Annotated in this window: 6 protein-coding genes; all 6 read right to left on the bottom strand. The window is 72.3% G+C overall.

What is annotated here, in order from left to right:
- Positions 1-64 precede the first annotated feature (64 nt).
- The 6 genes from ACIBU0_RS42700 to ACIBU0_RS42675 all read right to left on the bottom strand — a co-directional run bounded on the left by ACIBU0_RS42700 (position 65) and on the right by ACIBU0_RS42675 (position 17,270).
- Entirely contained in the window at positions 65-1,366 is a 1,302-nt protein-coding gene (locus ACIBU0_RS42700; protein WP_398829870.1) for a phage major capsid protein, read from the bottom strand.
- Between the two features lie 223 nt (positions 1,367-1,589).
- Positions 1,590-3,530, bottom strand: coding sequence for an NUDIX domain-containing protein (locus tag ACIBU0_RS42695; protein ID WP_398829868.1), 1,941 nt, complete (start codon positions 3,528-3,530; stop codon positions 1,590-1,592).
- Positions 3,531-3,589: 59 nt separating this feature from the next.
- Entirely contained in the window at positions 3,590-3,808 is a 219-nt protein-coding gene (locus ACIBU0_RS42690) for a hypothetical protein (RefSeq protein WP_398829866.1), read from the bottom strand.
- A gap of 12 nt (positions 3,809-3,820) precedes the next feature.
- Complete coding sequence (locus ACIBU0_RS42685) at positions 3,821-4,483, bottom strand: hypothetical protein (RefSeq protein ID WP_398829864.1); 663 nt, start codon at positions 4,481-4,483, stop codon at positions 3,821-3,823.
- Between the two features lie 98 nt (positions 4,484-4,581).
- Complete coding sequence (locus tag ACIBU0_RS42680) at positions 4,582-4,851, bottom strand: hypothetical protein (RefSeq protein ID WP_398829861.1); 270 nt, start codon at positions 4,849-4,851, stop codon at positions 4,582-4,584.
- 11 nt (positions 4,852-4,862) lie between these two features.
- A complete protein-coding gene (locus ACIBU0_RS42675) occupies positions 4,863-17,270 on the bottom strand; it encodes a hypothetical protein (RefSeq protein ID WP_398829859.1) in 12,408 nt (4,135 codons plus the stop codon).
- Positions 17,271-17,312 lie beyond the last annotated feature (42 nt).

The raw sequence follows: 17,312 nt of genomic DNA, 5'->3' as shown, positions 1-17,312 counted from the left end.
TGGTGGTGGTACGTGGGAGGGGGCGCACCCGTGTGCCGGGTGCACCCCCTCACCGCGGCACGGATCAGCCGGTCGGCTGGGTCCAGGTGCCGATGACGAAGGACTCCGGCCGCGGGACCTCGAGCGCCAGGCGCTCGTCCGCGCGGAACGTGATCAGGCCCTTCTCGTAGTTCTCCGCGTTCTCCGAGGAGACGGTGACGGAGACGTTCTCGCGGTCGTGGAGCTGCGCGCCGAGACCGAACGCACCGATGAGGAAGTCGGTGTCGGCCATGGCGGTCGTCTCGACGACGTTGAGGCGCCACACCTTCTTCTCGGCGCCGATGGCGACGGCGATGGCGACGCGGAAGGCGCCGTTCTTGTCCTCCTCGACCTCGACGTGCTCCCACATCGTGGGCGACAGGACGATGCCGGTCGGGTCGTACTCGGCGAGCAGGGCCTTCGTGATGCTGCGCCGGATCTGGACGCTGTACTGGTCGGTCGCGAGACCGGTGTACTGCTGGACGCCCGGCGTGTTGTAGATGCCGGTGAGGGACTGGCCGTCGCCGACGCTGTGCAGGAGGTCCCAGTCCTCCGCGTACTTGACGCCCTCCACCATGCGGGTGTTGATGAACGTCTTGAGGCGCGGCTCGTCGGACAGGATGTTCTTGTGCGCGTCGAGCAGGTGGGCGACCTCGGCGACGGGGTACATCACCGGGGTCAGCGTGAGCTTCGACCGCGGGGCGCGGCCCCAGGTGTCGGTGTCCGCGCCGGTGGCCGGCGACACGCCGTCCGCGGCGTACCGCTCCTTGACCTGGCGGGCGCTGTTCGTCCAGCCGGTCTCACGCGCGCCGTACAGGACGGCGTTCTTGGTGGTCGACTTCGGGAACAGGTCCCGGATGTGGAACTTCCTGAACGGGCGCTCCGCGATGCCCAGGTTCTGCGCGGAGCCGAGGACCTGGTGGGTCACGGTGCCCGCGGACAGGGAGAAGATGGACTTCCCCTCGATGTCGGCACGGATGTACGGCTTGTCACGGAACTGCTGGGCGGTGGCGCTCTGGAAGGAGCCGGACTCGACGAAGAGGTCACCGAGGGACTTCTCCTCGACCCCCATGGGACGCTGGCCGTAGTGGCTGGCCGCGGCCGGCGTGGACTCCGGGGCCTCGAGGTACTGCTTGATCTCGGTGAGGCCCTGCTCGGCGTCGATGAGGGCCTTGATCTCCTGCGCCTCGCTGGAGACCTTTCGGAAGGCCTTCGCCTGCTCGCTGGAGACGACGAACTGGCCGCCGTCCTCGACCTTGAAGGTCTGGCTGATCCGCTCGGCCTCGGCGGACTTCACCTGGAGTGCCTTCTGCAGCTCCTCGATACGGCTGGTGGTTGCGGTGGGCATTTGAGGTGCTCTCCCTGTGCTGGGTGCGGTTGACGTGCGTCGCTCGCCCGGCCAGCACCGGGACGCCTCAACGCGAGGCGTGATGAAAGAGAAGGAGAGGGGTTAACGTCGCGTGCTGCCCGCTCGGGACGTCAAGAGCGGGCAGCACATGGGGTTTGACCTGCTGTTTTGTTGTTGTGGCCGTACGGGGCCAGCGGGATGTGTGCAGGTTCGGGGATGTAACTCAGCTCCGCATCAGGGCAAGTGCCGCCTTCACCTCGTCGGGGTCCATGCGGACGGTGTCCTCCGGCTCGGCGGCTGGTTCGGTCTCCTCGTCCTCCTCCTCGTCGCCGTCCTCGGGGTCGGCACCTTCGCCGTCGCCGAAGGTGCTGTCGTCCCAGAGGTCGAGTCCGGCGGTGCCGCCGGTCGGCCGGCCCGCGGCCGCAGGCTCCTCCTCGTCGACGTCGAGACCCTTCGCGGACAGGGCGGCGATCAGCTCCTGGACCTTGTCGCGGACGTCCTCGAGTTGCTCCGGGCTGGCCGTGCTGCTGCTGACCCGGGCGGTGGCGTCGACGAGCGCTCCGACGGTGGGCTGTACGACCCGGGCATCGACGTCCTCGTCCGCGGTGGCGGTGCGGGCCGCGCTGGTGCCCTCCGGCACGACGATGGTGGCGAGCTCCACGGGCTGCGGCTTGTCGAGCGTGATCTCGCCGGCCGTGACCGTGTAGGGGATGGCGTAGTGGCTGCTGCGCCGCTCGTCCTCGGTGTGCACGGAGACGATGACGCGGTCGGGGTAGGTGCCCTCGATGCACGTCCATGTGCCGCCGTCCTGGTCGAGGAGTTCGCGGACGGCGTCGGCAAGGCGGGCGCGGAACTGTTCCTGCGACTCGGGCAGCGGCTTGGGCGACATCGTGGAAACCTCCAGCGGGACGGGGATGCTCTTGGCCTCGGCGACCATGGAGCGGGCGGACTTGTGCTGCATGCGCGACACCGCGCGGACCGGTATGCGGGCGGCCTTCACCGCGGCGTGCGCAGTCTTCTTCTTGCCGCCGAGGACCTGGAAGCGGGCCATGACTCCCTCGGCAAACTCCTTCGCCTGGGGCGTGGTCTTCGGGGCGGGGGCGTGCGGGAGGGCGGCGCCTGCCAGGAGCGCCCACGGGGTCTCGCGGCACTCCGGCCGCAAGAGGGGCATGTCAGGGAGGGCGGGGATCGGCCACCAGGCGGTGACCTCGGTGGCGTCGCCCTTGGGGTCGTCCGGGTTGTCGACGCGGCGTTCGTCGTGGGGCGCGTTGATCGGTACAGAGGCCTCGGTGGGGACCACAGCCACGAAGCCGCGGTAGATGCCGTTCGGGGCGGTCCAGGAGCCGACGACGCTGGCCGTTCCGGGCAGGGTCGAGCCGGTCTCCTCCGCCCACTCCCGCAGGGCGGCCGCGAGGGGGTCCTCACCGTCCTCGAGGTGCCCGCCGGGGATTTCCCAGGTTCCCGCCGCAGGGTCGTCCTCGTCGAGGGCGCGCTGAATCATCAGCACGCGGCCGGTGTCGGCGGCCTTCACCGCCAGTCCCGCGACCTTGATGCCGTCGCCCTTCGGGGTGGCGATGACATCGATCTCGACGTGGGATGGGGTCGTCTTGTACTCGAGGCCTTCGTGCCCGCTGGCGCCGCCGGTCGCGGACTTCACCTCGAGGCTGCGGGTCAGGGGGTGCGCGCCGTGCAGGACCGGTGAGACCTCGAACAGGTCCAGGTCGTGGATGATGCGGACGCCGTCGCCGCGCTTGCTTGCGCCGGTGTCAGGGACGCGGTAGCCGATGGAGAACGCGGCCTGCTTGTGCTCGTGCCACTGCTTGACCTGTTCGTAGGCGTCGCGGCCCTGGCGGGTGCGCAGGTTGTAGACCACGGTCGCCACGAGGGCGCCGGCTTCGGCGGGCCAGTCGCCGGGGACGTCCCGGAACCGGGGATCGCCCGGCAGCCACTCCTCGCACTCGACGACGACACCGACGGGGTCTTTCCACCCGTGGTGCCACACCGTCTTGACGGGGCGTGTGGCCAGGGTGCGGGCGAACGCGCCGGGCACGATGAGGTCCGCGACCTCGTCGACCACGCCGGTGACGGCGTAGATAGCCCGGCTGGTGCCTCGCTGGAAGGTGGTGGGTACGGCGGATCTGGACGGTGGAGCAGCGGTCGGCACGGCGGGGAACCTCCGGCGGTGGACAGTGGGCCGCCGGGCACCGTGCCGTTCGCGTAGAGCTACTGTCCTGCGCTGGCCTTTGCAGGCTGTCGGGGCTGTGCCTCAGCCTCGGAGCGGGCCATGGACCACCCGCGGTTCCAATACCGGTATCCGAACTGCTCCTCAGCGTTGCCGTACATGTTGTACGGGCAGGCGTCGGAGGGGTCTCCGGCCGCGTATGCGGCCTTGCCCTCGTTGAGCCGGTCCTGGAAGGTCTGACGGTCGAGCTGGATTGCCACGGTCGGATCTCCTTACTGGCCCGCGAACATCGAGTCCTGGACGCCGCGGTCGCCGGCCGGGGGCTGTCCGCTCGGGGCGGCTCCTCCGTCTGCGTTCGCTCGGTCCTCGCCGTTGTGGTGCGTCTGCGTCATCTGCGCGCCGTCAACGTCGGTCGCCCAGGCGTCGGGGTCGGTGTAGCGCCACACCTGGCCGTCGCCGTCCCGCACCCACCCGGTCAGTGTGCCGTCCGGGGCCTTGTCGAGCCAAGCCTGTTCGCCGCCGCTGCCGGTGTAGGCGCACCAGGCATCGGGGCCGTCGGGGTCGGTCTCGTCGCCCTCGTTGTACTCGTCCCCGGCCCACGGGCGGGAGTCGTCGTCGGGCTGCTCCGGGAAGGCGTTGGGATCGCCGCCGCCTTCGCCCTCCGGCGGGGCGTCCGGGGCCGCAGGCGCTGCGGGGTCCTCCTCGAAGGGCTCCGCGGGCGCGGCGGGATCCTCTTCGGGTGCGGCCGGGGCCGCCGTGGGGTCCTGGGGCAGCTCCTCGTCCAGGTCCTCGGTCAGCTCGTCGGAGACGCCGGGGCCGGCCTTGTCGAGCGGAGCCTCCTCGGTGCCCGCGGTCTCCTCGTTCTCGTCGTCTTCCTCCCCGAAAGGCTTGCCGCCCTGGGGGAGAGCCTTGATGGCGAATCCGTATCTGGTCACGGGCGGAGGATGCGCACGCGGGGCGGCTTGTGTCGCCGCCACCGCTGCACTCCAGCCCGACCAAGATCATTCTTGCCCAATTGGGCAAGCGCCCCGGATCAGCTTTCGGGCACGCGCGGCCGTCGTGGGACAGGCCCGCTCTCCTCGACGACGTTGGTGTACTCGCGCAGTACCGCGAGGACGGACGCGTCGTCGCCCCCGGCAACTGTCGCCAGGGGGCCGGTCGGTGACAGGGCGATGGTCTCGCCCTGGTGGAGCTCCACGAGGGCCGCGGCCCGGTACGACCCGATCACCGGGCGGTCTTCCCGCCCGGTGATCTGCACGGTGTAGGTCGCACCGTCGTCGAACGAGCCGGTGACGGTGAACACTGCCTGCCTCCTTACCTGGTGGCCATCAGGCCCAGGAGGAACGCGCGCAAGTCGTCGTCCTGGTACCAATCGCCGCTGAACATCGCCTGTACGGACCGCGCGAGGGTGTCACCGGTCTCCGGTTGCGTCTGCTGCCGCCGCAGGAGTCGGTCCAGGGCGCTCCGCCGCATCCGGCGGGCGCCGGGCCTACCGGTGTGCGTCCTGCCGAACCAGAACGCCCTCTGCGCGGCGTCCAGGTCGCCGAGGTGACGGGCGAAGTGCTGCGCCAGGGCGTGCCCGGCAGTCCCCAGCCCCTCGTCGGCGAGGTCGGCGACCGTGATCCGCTGACCCTCGGGCTCGTAGCGGCCCTGGTCGCCGTCCACGGCCGTCAGGCGGCGCGCCTCGGGGGTGTTGAACCACGCGCGCGGGATGAGCCGCTGTACGCCCCGTACGGCGCGTTCGGCGTCCGGGTCGGTGTCCGGGCCGAAGACAAGCGCGTTGGCGCCGTCCGGGCCCATGTCGCGGACATCGGCCAGGGCGGCGGCTACGGCGTTGGGCACCGCAGCGGCGTACCGGGCCCGCAGGTCGGCGTACTCCCGGCGCGCGGCCGCGAGCTCACTGCGGGCCGCGGTGATCTCGATCTCGAGGTCCTCGTCGTCCGGGATGGTTGCACCGCTACGGGCCGCCTGCAGATTGACCAGACGCCGCTCGCTCGAGGCCATGTAGTCGTCGGCGTGCTGCAGCGTGGCGTGCGGGTCATCGCCGAAGTCGTCGCCCAGAGCGGCAGACAGACGACGCGTCACGTCCTGGTCGACGTCGTTGCCGGCCGCCCGCAGCGCCGCCATGTGGCGGAGCGTCGTCAGGCCGGGGCCACCATCGGCCGCCCGATCCGGCGCCCACTGGATGCGGTCCGACCGATCCGGGAGACGGCCCGCGGCGAGCTGCCCCCAGGTCGTCGGGCGCCAGAAGGTGACACGGCGCTGTGACTGCCCGAACCGGCCCGGCTCCGGCATGAGTCCGGCCCAGTGGGAGATCCGCGCGGCCAGCGAGTCGCCGTCCGCGTCGGGCAGGTTCACCGCACGGTGCAGGCGTGCCAGGCGTCGCGACTCCGGCCACTCACGGACCCGGCGGACCATGCGGCCCAGGAACGCCCGCAGGCGGCGCAGGCGTTCGCGCGAGCTCCGGTACTTCTCGGCGATCTTCCGGGCCCCTGCCTTCACCAGCTCCGCGAGGCGCTTGGCCATGCGGACCAGGAGAGCGACGATCCGGGCCATGAGGCCCGGCTGCCGTCCGGCGTCCGGGTTCGCCGCGGCGACCCGGGCCGCGATCCGGCGGGCGGTCGCCTGCCGGGATCCGGACATCTGCTGGGTGAGGATGCGGGCGAGGCGTTCGGCGTCGCCCGGGTCCACGCCTGCGGCCTGGAGCTGCTGCAGGAGTGCGTTCACCGCGTCGTCCGCGTGGCCCGTCACGGCGTTGGTGACGTCGGGGTCGGCGTCCGGGTCGTTCGTCGACAGGCGGCCGGCGACCTGGTCCGGGATGAGGCGGAGCAGGTCCCGGGCGCGTGCTGCCAGGTCCTCGTCGCTCTCGCCGTCCAGGGGCTCGAGGTCGTTGATGGTGCGCAGGGCCGCCCGCACGGTGTCCGCGTGGGCCTGGTCGCGGGCGTCGCGGAGGCGGCGCTGGGCTGCTGCCCGGTCCCGGCCGGTGAGGCCCGCGGCGTCGAGCGCGGCGGATCCGTCACGGCGGACGCTCTGGCGGGCGTCGCGCAGGGCCTCAGCGGTGAGGCGCTGGGCGATCTGCTCGCGCAGGGCGTGGATGTCTCCGGGCGGCTCCGTGCCCGCGACGGCCTCGTCGATGATGCGCGCGGCGATCGTCCGGCCGTGGTCGCTGACGATCCGGTCGACGTCTCCCTGTGCGACCTGGTTGGGGTCGCGGGGTGTGCCGGCCGGGGGCAGGGCCGGGGTGGGCCGGTTGCGGTCGTAGACGTTCACGGCGCGGCCGTTGTGCAGACCGAAGTCGTGCACGTTGCCGTCCTCGTCGACGCCGGTGAGCTGCATCCACCAGCCGTTGCGCTGCGGCTCGCTGATGATGGTCAGCCTCCGGTGTCCGTTGAACTGGTAGCCGGTGCGGCTGACGGGCGCGTCGATGACGTCGCCGCCCCGCAGGCTTCCCGGGCGGACCCGGGCAACGGGCGCCGTGGGCTCGTCCGGTGTGCTCGAGGTGTCCGGCGTAGACGGTGTGGTCGAGGCATCCGGGGCGCCGCCCGCGGGGTTCGGGGCGGTCACGTCGGGAGCGTCAACGTCGTCGACGTCCGGCGCGGTGACGGAGTCCGGCTCGGCCTCGGGGAGCTGCCACACGGGCATAGCCCCGTGGACGACTCGGCGGCGCCACTGCTGGTCTTCCTGGTCCTCCAGGAGGAAGCTGCGCACGCCTCCGGGGCCGTCCTCGGCGTCGATGACGCGGAAGACACGCACCTGGTCGCCATGGCGCTCGTCCGGCATGGCTACCAGGTCCCCCTCGCCGATCTGCGCGGCGTTCGACGGGCGGGGCCGGTCGAGGCCTGCCGGAGGGGTCCGGCCGGCAGCGCGGTCGAGGTGGTCCGCGGCCCGCAGCGCGGCCCGGCCCTCGAACGTCGTTGGGTCCGCGGCCGCACGCAGTTGCGCGGCCAGGGCCGCGGCCTGCTCCGGAGTGACGGGCAGGTCCGCGGTGATCCGTACAGCGGCCTGGTGGGCGTCGGGGTCGTCCTCCGGGCCGTCGGCGTGGTCACCGATGACGTTCCGGTCGCTCGAGTCGAGGTCCGGGTCGACGGTGGGGCCGGTCACCGGGTCCACGGGGTGCGGGGTGGGGTGCACGGTCAGGTCGTCGTCCGGCTCGGGGGCGTCGTCCGGGCCGAGGTCCGGGGCGCCTCCGTCCGGGCCCTGGGCGCGCGGGAGGACCGCGCGGGCGTCGACGTCGATCTCGCCCATTTCGCCGGTGGTGGTGTCGGCGTACTGCAGGGTGACGCGGTCTCCGTCCCGGCTGGGCGGGCTGGTGATCGCGACGGTGGCGAGGTGGCCGTCGAGGTCCAGGAGGACGACGTCGCCGTCCTTGAGGTCCGCGGCCGCGGGCTCGTCGATGCCGGTCACCGGTGCGGTGTCGGGGGCGTCGTCGCGTACCTCGCCGGTGACGCGGAGGTCCCCGGCGCTGCGGGTGATCGTGCCGTCGGTCGTGGTGATGGTGACGTTGTCGCCGTCGACGTCGTCGACGGGGCCGAGGAGTCCTCCGTCCGTGTCGCTGACGACGTTCTGGGTCGTCACGCGGTGTCCGTCGGCGGTCCAGCCGTCCGGGCGCTGGCCGTCGGTGACGGACAGCGTGGTGGGCGAGATTGCGGCGTCGTCGTTGCCGTCGGACCAGTGCACCGACACGGTGGTGTCGGTGGCGCCCGTGACGGTGCCCTCGCGGTCGCCGGTGCCGGTGACGGTGCTGCCGGGGAACAGGCCGCGGCCGTCGCGGTCTGCCGGGATCTGGTTGGGCAGGTCACCGGAGCGAAGCGCGGCCTGGGCGCCGCTGGCCGGGGAGCCGGGCACGACGTCGTCCGGTGCTTGCGCGCGCGCCGCGGTGGCGTTGGCGGACGTGTAGACGTTGCCGCTCGCGCCGGTGCCGTCCGGGTTCTCCGTGACCCAGGTACGCCACATCTGATCCGTGCGGCCGCGGCGGGTGACATCGACCAGCACGGGCGCGGTGTGGACGTATCCAGCACGCTGGACCGGTCGGCCGTTCTTGGTGGTGCCGTTCATGCGGACCATGTCGCCGGGCACCAGGTCCTCGACGCGGGCCCAGTGCGCGGGCTGGCCGTTGATCGGCTCCGGGTCCGGCTCCGGCTCGGGCTCGGCCGGCGGACGTGGGGTGTCCTCCGGGGTGTTCACGGGCCCGTCCGACGCCGGTACGGCGGGGGAAGGCGCGTCGGAGTCACCCGGCGGCTCGTCCTCGGCGCGCGGCCGCTCGAGGTCGCTGTCTGATCCGCCCAGGCCCTCGAGGATGTGGCCCGCCCAGAAGGCTCGGGTGTCCAGGTCGGACAGCTCCTCGCGCTGCTGGTTGTTCCGCTTGGGATCGTCCAGGGCGCCGCGCAGCCATGCGAAGTCGTCGCGGGCCTGCGCCAGGTCATCGCGCAGGTTCCCGCTGGGCGAGCGCTGGTCACGGAAGGCGTCGACCATGCCGGTCAGCCGCTCGTACCGGGCGCGGGCCTCCGGGTTGTTGCGGAGGGACTCGGGGAGCTCCGGCAGCTCCCGCGTCATGCCCGCCAACTTCAGCGTCACGGTGTCCCACACGTCGTCGCTGGGGTTCGCCGGGTCCGCGGGCCCGTCCTGCAGCGCGCGGACGACGAGGTTGGCGACGGCCGTGTCGCGGCTCTGGGAGCGGCTGTTCCGGTCGCGGTCCAGGCCGAAGAAGGGCCGGGCGTCCCACACCGGTTCCCGGTCCGGGGTGGACCGGTACAGGTTGGAGATGGTGCCGATCTGCTGGCCGTTCAGCCACACACTCTCGGAGTCCCCGGTCGGGCGCAGCTCGGCACGGTCGGCGAGCTCCTTCATCCGGTCGTGACCGCCGAAGCGGAACGCGGCGTCCTCCTCGCTCTCGACGTCCGCCGGGTTGAACGGGGGCGGCGGGGTGACGTCGTCGACGGTGGCCGGCGTCGGCTCCTCGGCCGCGCGGTTCTGCTCCTCCTCGTGCTGGTGCCGCTCGGCGCGGTCGTTGTCTCGGCGCGACCGCTTGAAGTCGGCGAACGTTTGGCGGCCGCCGTGGGTGTCGAGCCACTCCTCCAGTTCCTCGCTGGCGTACTGCCTCCACCGGTCATTGGCCGACAGGCTGCCGCCGGAGAACAGCTCTCGCTCGTCGAAGGTGGTGCCGCCGAACTTGTACTCGCGCTTGAAGAAGTAGCCGTTCGTGAAGTCAACGGCCTGCCGGTAGCGGGCCTCGTCCCAGTCGGCGAACTCGGCGCGCAGGGCACGGTCGTTCTCCCGCTGCCGGTACTGCGGGTACGTGAGCCGGCCATTGCCGGGGGTCTCTTCGTCGCCATCGAACCAGTGGTTCAGCTCCGGCGAGGCCAGTTCCTTCGCGCGCTTGTTGCTGTACTTGCCGCCGGAGAACACCGCCCGCGGGTCGATGCCCTGGGCTTCGGCCTCCGGGCTGAGCATGCGGCCGCCGGTGGCCTGCATGGCTGCCTGGAAACGCTCCTCGTCGAGGGCGTCGAACTCGCGGCGCAGGCGTCCAGGGGTGGCCGGGGCGGGCTGCGTGATGTCCGTGTCGCCGAAGCCGAGGGCCTCGTCCATGGCGCGGCCGCGGCGCTCCGCCTCGTCGGCGTTCGCCGGGGGCGTGTCCGGCACTGCGGCACGGATCCGCTCGTCGACGTAGCCGTCGCGGGCATCCATCTCCGCCATGACGCGGAGCATGTCCTCCGGGCCCAGGCCCGACAGGGCTGCGGCCTCGAGCTCGGGGTCGCTCAGGGTGGTGAGGTCCTCGGGCAGGGTGAAGGCGCCGGCCCGCTCCTGCTCGTAGTCCTCCTGGACGGCGCGGAGCGCCTGGGGAAGGTTGCGGCCTTCGCCGTCGCGCCAGGCGGCGACGCTGGCTGTGCGGCCTCCCTCCATGTCCCAGTCGAAGGGGTCGCCGTTGCGGTCGGTGATCTCCTCGAACCGTCCGGCGAGCGCCCGCGCCTCCTCGGGGTCGTCGGAGGTCAGGGTGATGCCGGGCAGGTTCGTGCCGTTGCGGGCCTGGGCGAAGCGCCACACGGTGCTGCCGTCGTCCTGCGGCTCCGGGTACGTCGCCAGGCCGCCGTCGGGCGACAGGGCGAGGCCTTCCCTGTCCGCCAGGGCGGACAGGAGGGCGCGGCGCTCCGGGGTGTCCTCGGCCGGGGTGAGGCCTTCGCCTGTACGCCACGCGTTGCGCAGGGAGTCCACGTCGCGGTGCCGGGCACGGGGGCGCCGGGAGCGGCCACGGCCGTCTACATCACCGTCTCCGCCGTCTCCCTCGCCACCGTCTCCGGCGCCGTTCGGGACGTCGAAGTCGGGCAGGCGCAAGTGAGGCAGGCCAGGTCCGCCGGGTCCGCCCCCGCCGGGTCCGCCGTTGCCGCCGCGCCGGTTGCGGCGGCGCCGACGCCGGCGGCGCCGCTTCTCCTCGTCGTCCTCGTCGTCCGGGACGTCCTCGTCGTCGTCCTCGTTCTCCGGGCCGTCGGCGTCGCCGTCGCCCCCGTCGTTCGAGTCACCGCCGTCGCCCGGGTCACCGGGCGCGCCCGCGTCTCCGCCGTCGGGCTCACCGTCGGGATCGGCGGCGCCTCCGTCCGGGTCGGCGTCACGGCGCTGACGACGGCTCTCCTCGTCGTCGTCCTGGCGCTGGGCGTCCTCGTCCTGGTTGTCCTCGTCCTGGCCGTCCTGCTGCTCGCCGTCCTCGTTGTCCGGGGTGCTGGTCGTGTCGTTCTGGCCGTCGCTGGACTCGCCGTCGGCACCGTTGCCGTCGTCGGCCTGGTCCTCGTCGCCGCGGCGTTCGTCGCGGTCGTCCTGCTCACCGCGGGCGATACGGGCAGCGCGACGGAACCGGTCGGCTGCGAGCTCGCCCTGCGGTCCGGCGAGCTCGTACTGCTCGGCGAGCGAGTCCATGCGGTCGGCGATGTCGCGGAGCTCCGCGTCCCGGTCGTCTGCCGAGTCGGCGCGACCCAGGCGGTCGTCGAGCTCGCGCATCTCAGGCAGCGAGTCGCCGCCGACGGCGTTCATGCCCTCGCCGAACGTGCTCCTCGCCCTACTGGCGCGGCCGTCAGCTTCCGGGGCGTTGTCCGGGCCGTCCACCTTCGGCGCGCCGTTCTCAGGCGCATCGGCACCATCAGGGATGGCCACAATGTCGCTGGTGCGGAAGCTCAACGGCTGGCCCTTGACGCGCCAGTACCCGTCTCGCTCGGCCGGACGTTCCACCGTGACGTTCATGTGCTCTTTACCCGCGTGGGGGCCCGAGCCGCCGCCCCTGCGAGCGACGATCCGGAAGCGGTCACCAGGGCGGGGCTGGATCTGGGAGCCGTCAACGGCCTGCCAGCCCTCCGGCACAGGCACCTTGGCCGCATGATGCCGGTCGAAATCGCTCTCGATCCGGCGCGCCAAGTCGGAGGTGTCCTCTCGCCCTGGATTGCCTTCCGGGAGACGCTCCACCAGGTCCGTGCCGCGGATCATGGCGAACTCGGTCCGAACGGTGTCCTTGCCCTTGAGCTTCAGGTGGGACTCGACCTCGATACGGACCTGTCCGTTGCTGAGCACCGGTGTGACGTTGATGACGCGCCCCACCATGTGCATCGGCTCGTTGTAGACGGGATCTGCCGAGACGGTGTGCACCCAGTCGCCGAGCTTGACCTCGGACGCGGGGACCATGTCGCCCTCGTAGCGCTGCCGCACCGCCGCGAACTCGTCGTCCAGTTCCGGGGCCGTGCCCGGCGTTTCCGGGGCTCCGTCCCCGGGCGCGTTCCCGTCGGCCGTCCCGGTGTTCTGGAAGTCGGGATACCGGAGGTCGCGCTCGGCCTTCATGCGGGCTGCGGTGGCCCACGACTTGGACCTGCGCGTCTCGTACGGCAGCTCGAGGTCCGGGTCGTCGAACTGGCTCTCCAGCCATGCGGCCTCGTCGCGGATCTGTCGGAGGTCGCCCTGCAGATCGTCCGTCTCGCCCCGGCTGACGCGCTGGATGAGGTCCTGCAGACGCTGGATGCGCTCCGGGTCCTGGAGGCCTTCCCTGTTCTGGAGGGTGGCGATGTCGTCGCCGATATCGGCCATGCGGGCACGGAGCTCGTGGCGCCATGCCGGGGTCGGCTCCGGTCGTGTGCGGTCGTTCGCCCAGGCGAACGTGTCGTCGGGGTGGCTCAGGAAGACGGGGCTGATGTCCGAGCGGGAGCCGTCGAGGTTGGAGACGGACAGGACCATCGTCCCGTTGTCGTTCCGGCTCACGCTGTTCACACGGACCGGCTGCCTCCAGCCCACGGGGTACGGGCGGCCGTTGCCGTCCTGCCGGGTGATGGGCACGCGGATGATGTCGTTCTCGGCGACGTCCCCGCGGTCGCCCAGGGTCCACCCCTCGGGGGCCTCGCTGCGGGCCTGCTCCCGGCGCGCGTCTTCGTCGGCATTCTCACGGCGGGTGTCGCGGTTACGGACGAGCGCGGCCACGGCCTCCGCGCGGCTCGGGTAGAAGTCGGGGGACTCCTGCCCGTCCGCGTTGGTGTACCGCCACTTGCGGGCGAGTTGGCGGACGGTGCCGGCGTCCTCGCCGTCGACGGTCACCGGGTACGAGCCGTCATCGTTCCTCTTGCCGATCTCGGCCCGTGCGAGTGCTTCGGCTCGCTCCTGCTTCTGCTTCTCCCTCTTCTCCCGGTCCCGACGGGCAATGTCGCGCTTGCGCTGCTCCTCGTTCAGCTCACCGCGGCGGCTGGCGACAGGGGAGAGCGCGACCATGGCACTGCCCTGAATGCGCGGGCCTTCCCCGTCACGCGAGACGTGCCGGTTCTGCCACGCCTGCAGTTCCTCGAGCTCGGCCTTGATGTCGTCGTCGGTCATGTCCGCCGGCGACGTCTCCCGGATGGGGGCGGCGGGCGCCGCGGCGTTGCTGGCCGTGTCCCGGTCCTCGCCCTGTCCCGGGCGCTGCCAGGCGTCCCACTGCTCGGGGGTGAACCGCTCGACGAGACCACCGGTCGGCATGGTGACGGTGTGCTGGCCCCCGCCCCAATCGTTCTCCCACCGCTGCCGGTCGTCGTTCCAGCGCAGGCTCTCGTAGGTGACCAGGGTGCGGCCCTGGTCACCGGACGCTGGGGACGCGCCCCGGAAGGTGCCGTAGTACGGCGCCAGTGCCCGGCTCCGGTCGGCGGGGTTCTCCGCGTCGAACCGCACCAGGTCGCCGTCGCGGACGTCCCAGGGGTGGAAGAGGGTACCGCCGTTGGGGCCGTCGCCCTGGGGCTCGGGGGCCCGCTCAGGCAGCGCAGCAAGCGCGCGGTCCAGCTCCTGGCCCAGCTCGAACATGCCGGCCCGTGCGGACTGTGCCGCGTCGGCGTCGGGCAGGTGGTCGCCGCTCAGCCGGCCGGCGACGTAGTCGAGCTGTTCGCGGACGCGCCGCAGGTCCTCGCGGGCGTCGCCGGTCGGCGGATCCCCGGCGAGGATGCCGTCGAGGGACTCCCGGATCTTGGCGTAGTCGCCGCGGATCCGGCGGATGTCGTCCTTGTTCTGTCGGGACAGGCCGGTGAGGTTCGGCAGGGGCGGGAGGTCCGGCAGTCGGTCGAGGATCGCGCGGGCGGCCTCCGTCTCGTCGCCGGGGGCGTCGGCCGGCTCCGGTGCGCCCTCGTCCTCGGGAGCATCGGCGTCCGGCTCCGGTGCGTCTGCCTCCGGGCTCTCGGAGTCCGGGGTGCCTGCGGCCGGGGTGTCGGCCTCCGGCGCGTCCGCGGCCGGGGCATCCGGCTGCTCGGGCGCGGGCGGGGCGTCCTCGTCCGGGTGCAATACCCGCAGTTCCCTGTCAGGGGCGAGGAGGAGCTCCTGGCCCTCTTCGTCGACAACGCGGACGCGGCCGCGCGGGGTGCGTAGCGGCTCCTCCGCCACGGTGTGCGTACGTCCGTCGGAGTCGACGAACCGGTCCCCGACCGCGAAGTCGGCAGGCTTGCGGGACTGCGGGGGCCGCAGTCGGCTCGTGTCGCGCCCCTCCGCCGCGGCGAACATGTCCGGGGTGCCGAAGGGGTCGTCGGCCTGGTCGTCCGGATTGTTCGGGTCGGCTACGAACCGCTGCTGCTCGTCCGGGGCGACGTCGAACAGGCCGCCCGGCTCCTCCGCGGGTGTCTGGGGCTTGGGCTTCGGCTCCTCCTTCGGCTTCCGGCCGGCTCGGCGGGCTTCCTCCGCCTCGAGGACCCGCAGGCGGGTGCGGTCGGGGCCCGTCAGTTCCCCGCCGTTCGCCATCTCCCGCTCCATCAGGGAGACGACCTCGTCCCGGATTTCGGCGTCGTCCATTGCGGACGGGGCCTTGGCCGCGTGGGCGGCGGCCGCGGGCGCGTTCACCTCGTCGGGGGTGAGGGTGACCTGGTCCGAGGCGTCGGGCGACGTGCTGCCCGTGTCCGGGCCGTGCTGCTCGCCGCTGTCGGCGTCAGGGGCGTTCGCGTTCGGTGCGTCGCCGTGCCGCTCCTCACGGGCGCGCTGCAGCTTGGCCGCGGCCTCGTCGACGCGCTTGGTGTAGTTGTTGTAGGCCCGGACTTCCTTCGGGTCGGATTCGAGTCCTTCGCCGCCTGCGAGGGTCCACGCCCACTCGAGGAGTGCGCGGTGGGTCTCGATGGGCGCGGTCACCCTGAGCGTGCCGTTACGGCCTCTCGTGGCCTCGGTGAGGGCCTTCCGCGTGTCCGGGTCCTCCATGGCCGCGGTCTCTTCGACGTTCAGGAAGTCGGCGAGAGCCTCCGGCATGGTGAGGGTGACGAGTCCCTCGGGGTCATCCCAGTTGTGCCTCAGCGGCTCATCGGACGGTCCCTGGTCCGCGGGGGCGTTCGCGTCCGGGGCGTCGGGCTGCGGGACGTTGGCGGCCTCCCGCTTCCGCTTGTTCTCCGCAATCGCCCGGGAGTCGGCCTCGAACCGGTCGGCGTTGTCGTCCAGGCGGCCCTCGAGCTGCTGGAGCGCCCGCTGCATGCCGTCGTCCAGGCTCTCAGTGTCGAGCTCGTCGAGGGCGGCCAGGGCGCCGTGCATCGCCTCGGCGTTCTGGTGGTAGCCGTCGGCGCCCTTGGGGGAGTCCGTGACGTTCTGCATGTGCTGGGCCAGGGTGCGGAATTCCTCGGGCGCACCGTCCGGCCACTGCCTGCCGGCGCGCTCCTCGACGTCGGCCCAGTCCTTGAGGATCGCCGCGGCCGCGCGCTTGGCGTCGGCGCTGTTGGGGTGCTGCTGGGTACGGCTCAGGCCGTTGCGCTGCACGTCTTCCGGGCGGCGGCGGGCCCGCGGGATGACGTTCATCGTGTCGCCGGAGTCGGCACCGAACTGGTGCACTTCACCGCGGCCGCCGAGGTTGCGGGTGGTGAAGGTGCGGCCGCCCGGGTAACGCCGGATGTCCGTGACGACGTGCCCGAACTCACCGCCGGCGACGATGTCGCCGACACGGACACGGTCGGCGCGGACCTTCTCGGGGTCGAAACCTTCGGCGTGCCCCGTCACCGCGTACTGCTCCGGGGCCTGCCGGATGCGCACGCTGTCGCCGGAGGCCAACACCGTGCCGCGTGGGCTGGTCAGGGTGACGTCGAGCAGCGGCGCCCACCTGGAGGAGTCAGCGTCATAGGTGGGGGCGACAGTGCCCTCGACGGTGACCGTCCCCGGCTTCTGCTGGTCTCGGGTGCTGGCCGGCCACTCGATGTCGCTGGCGCGCAGGGTGACCTTCACCCGGTCGCCCGGCTTGAGGTCGCGGGGACTGACCATCTGCGGCGCGGTGCTGGCAGACGGCGTCTCGCCCGTGTTGGCGGCCGGGGCGTCGGGGGCGGCGGGCCGGGAGCTGTCGAACTCCTGCCGGGTCCGCTTGATGGTGGCCTGGATGTTCTCGCCCTGGGGGGAGCGCCAGGTACCGGCGGCCTGGTCGAGATTCGGGTCGGAGAAGTCGAATCCGCCGTTGGTCCTGGCGGAGCCGCCGGTGTTGGTGTTGAGCTGCCGGGCGAACTCGCGGGCCTCGTTGGGGGTTGCGAAGTCGCCGGCCGCGTCCATGCGCTGCCCGGTGCCGGTGGCGGTCAGGTACCAGCGGCCGGTGGAATCGTCGCGAAGGGCGACCAGGCGCCCGTCGTGCGTGGTCTCGAGGTGGTCGTCGTCGCCCGCGACGGACCGCAGGAACTGCGCCATCTCCGGCTTCGTGTCCGGCCGGTCGGCAAGGTCGAGGAAGTGCTGACGGACGGCCGCGGTGTCTCGGAACCGAGAGGGCCCATGCGCTCGGTTGGGCAGGGCGTGCACGTTGACGGGGAGCTTGCCGTCGGCGGGCTCGTCCTGGTCGTCATTCTCACGGGGCCCGACGGGGTCGTCGTCCTCCCCGATGGGGCGGCCGCGGTCGTCCGTGTCATGGGGGTCGTTCGGAGTGTCCGGGTCGCCGTCGTCGTCCCGGACGACGCCGTTGCCTCGCCGCGGGTCCTGGGCCCGCTTCTCGTCCTCCTCCTGGACCTTGTTCTCGTTGTCGGTCGGCGCGGAGCCGTCCGGCCGGGCCACCATGGACACCCACTTGGCGCTGGTGGTGTGTCGACGGCCGTTGAACTCGTTCGGGCCGGTCTGGTCCTGGACGAGAATGCGGTCGTTGGGCAGGGCCCGGACGACGCGCGCGAGCTTGCCGCCCCAGAGCCTGACGGTGCCGCCCGTCTCGATAAAACGCCCCTTGCTGTCGCGTGGATGCAGGGCGGGGTTCCACCTACGGCGGGCGGCCTTGACCTCGAACTCAGCGTGCTCAGCGGCGGGGCGATTCTGCATGGCGCGGACGATGCACACCGGTGGTGGTTAACGTCGCGCCCT

The organism is Streptomyces sp. NPDC049627, from assembly GCF_044465645.1.
Taxonomy (GTDB): Bacteria; Actinomycetota; Actinomycetes; order Streptomycetales; family Streptomycetaceae; genus Streptomyces.
The sequence above is the reverse complement of the archived record's forward strand: the minus strand, read 5'-3'. Positions and strand labels throughout refer to the sequence as shown.

Coding starts and splice junctions, on each gene's coding strand:
- ACIBU0_RS42700 (WP_398829870.1), bottom strand. CDS start 1,366: ATGCCCACCGCAACCACCAGCCGTATCGAGGAGCTGCAGAAGGCACTC.
- ACIBU0_RS42675 (WP_398829859.1), bottom strand. CDS start 17,270: ATGCAGAATCGCCCCGCCGCTGAGCACGCTGAGTTCGAGGTCAAGGCC.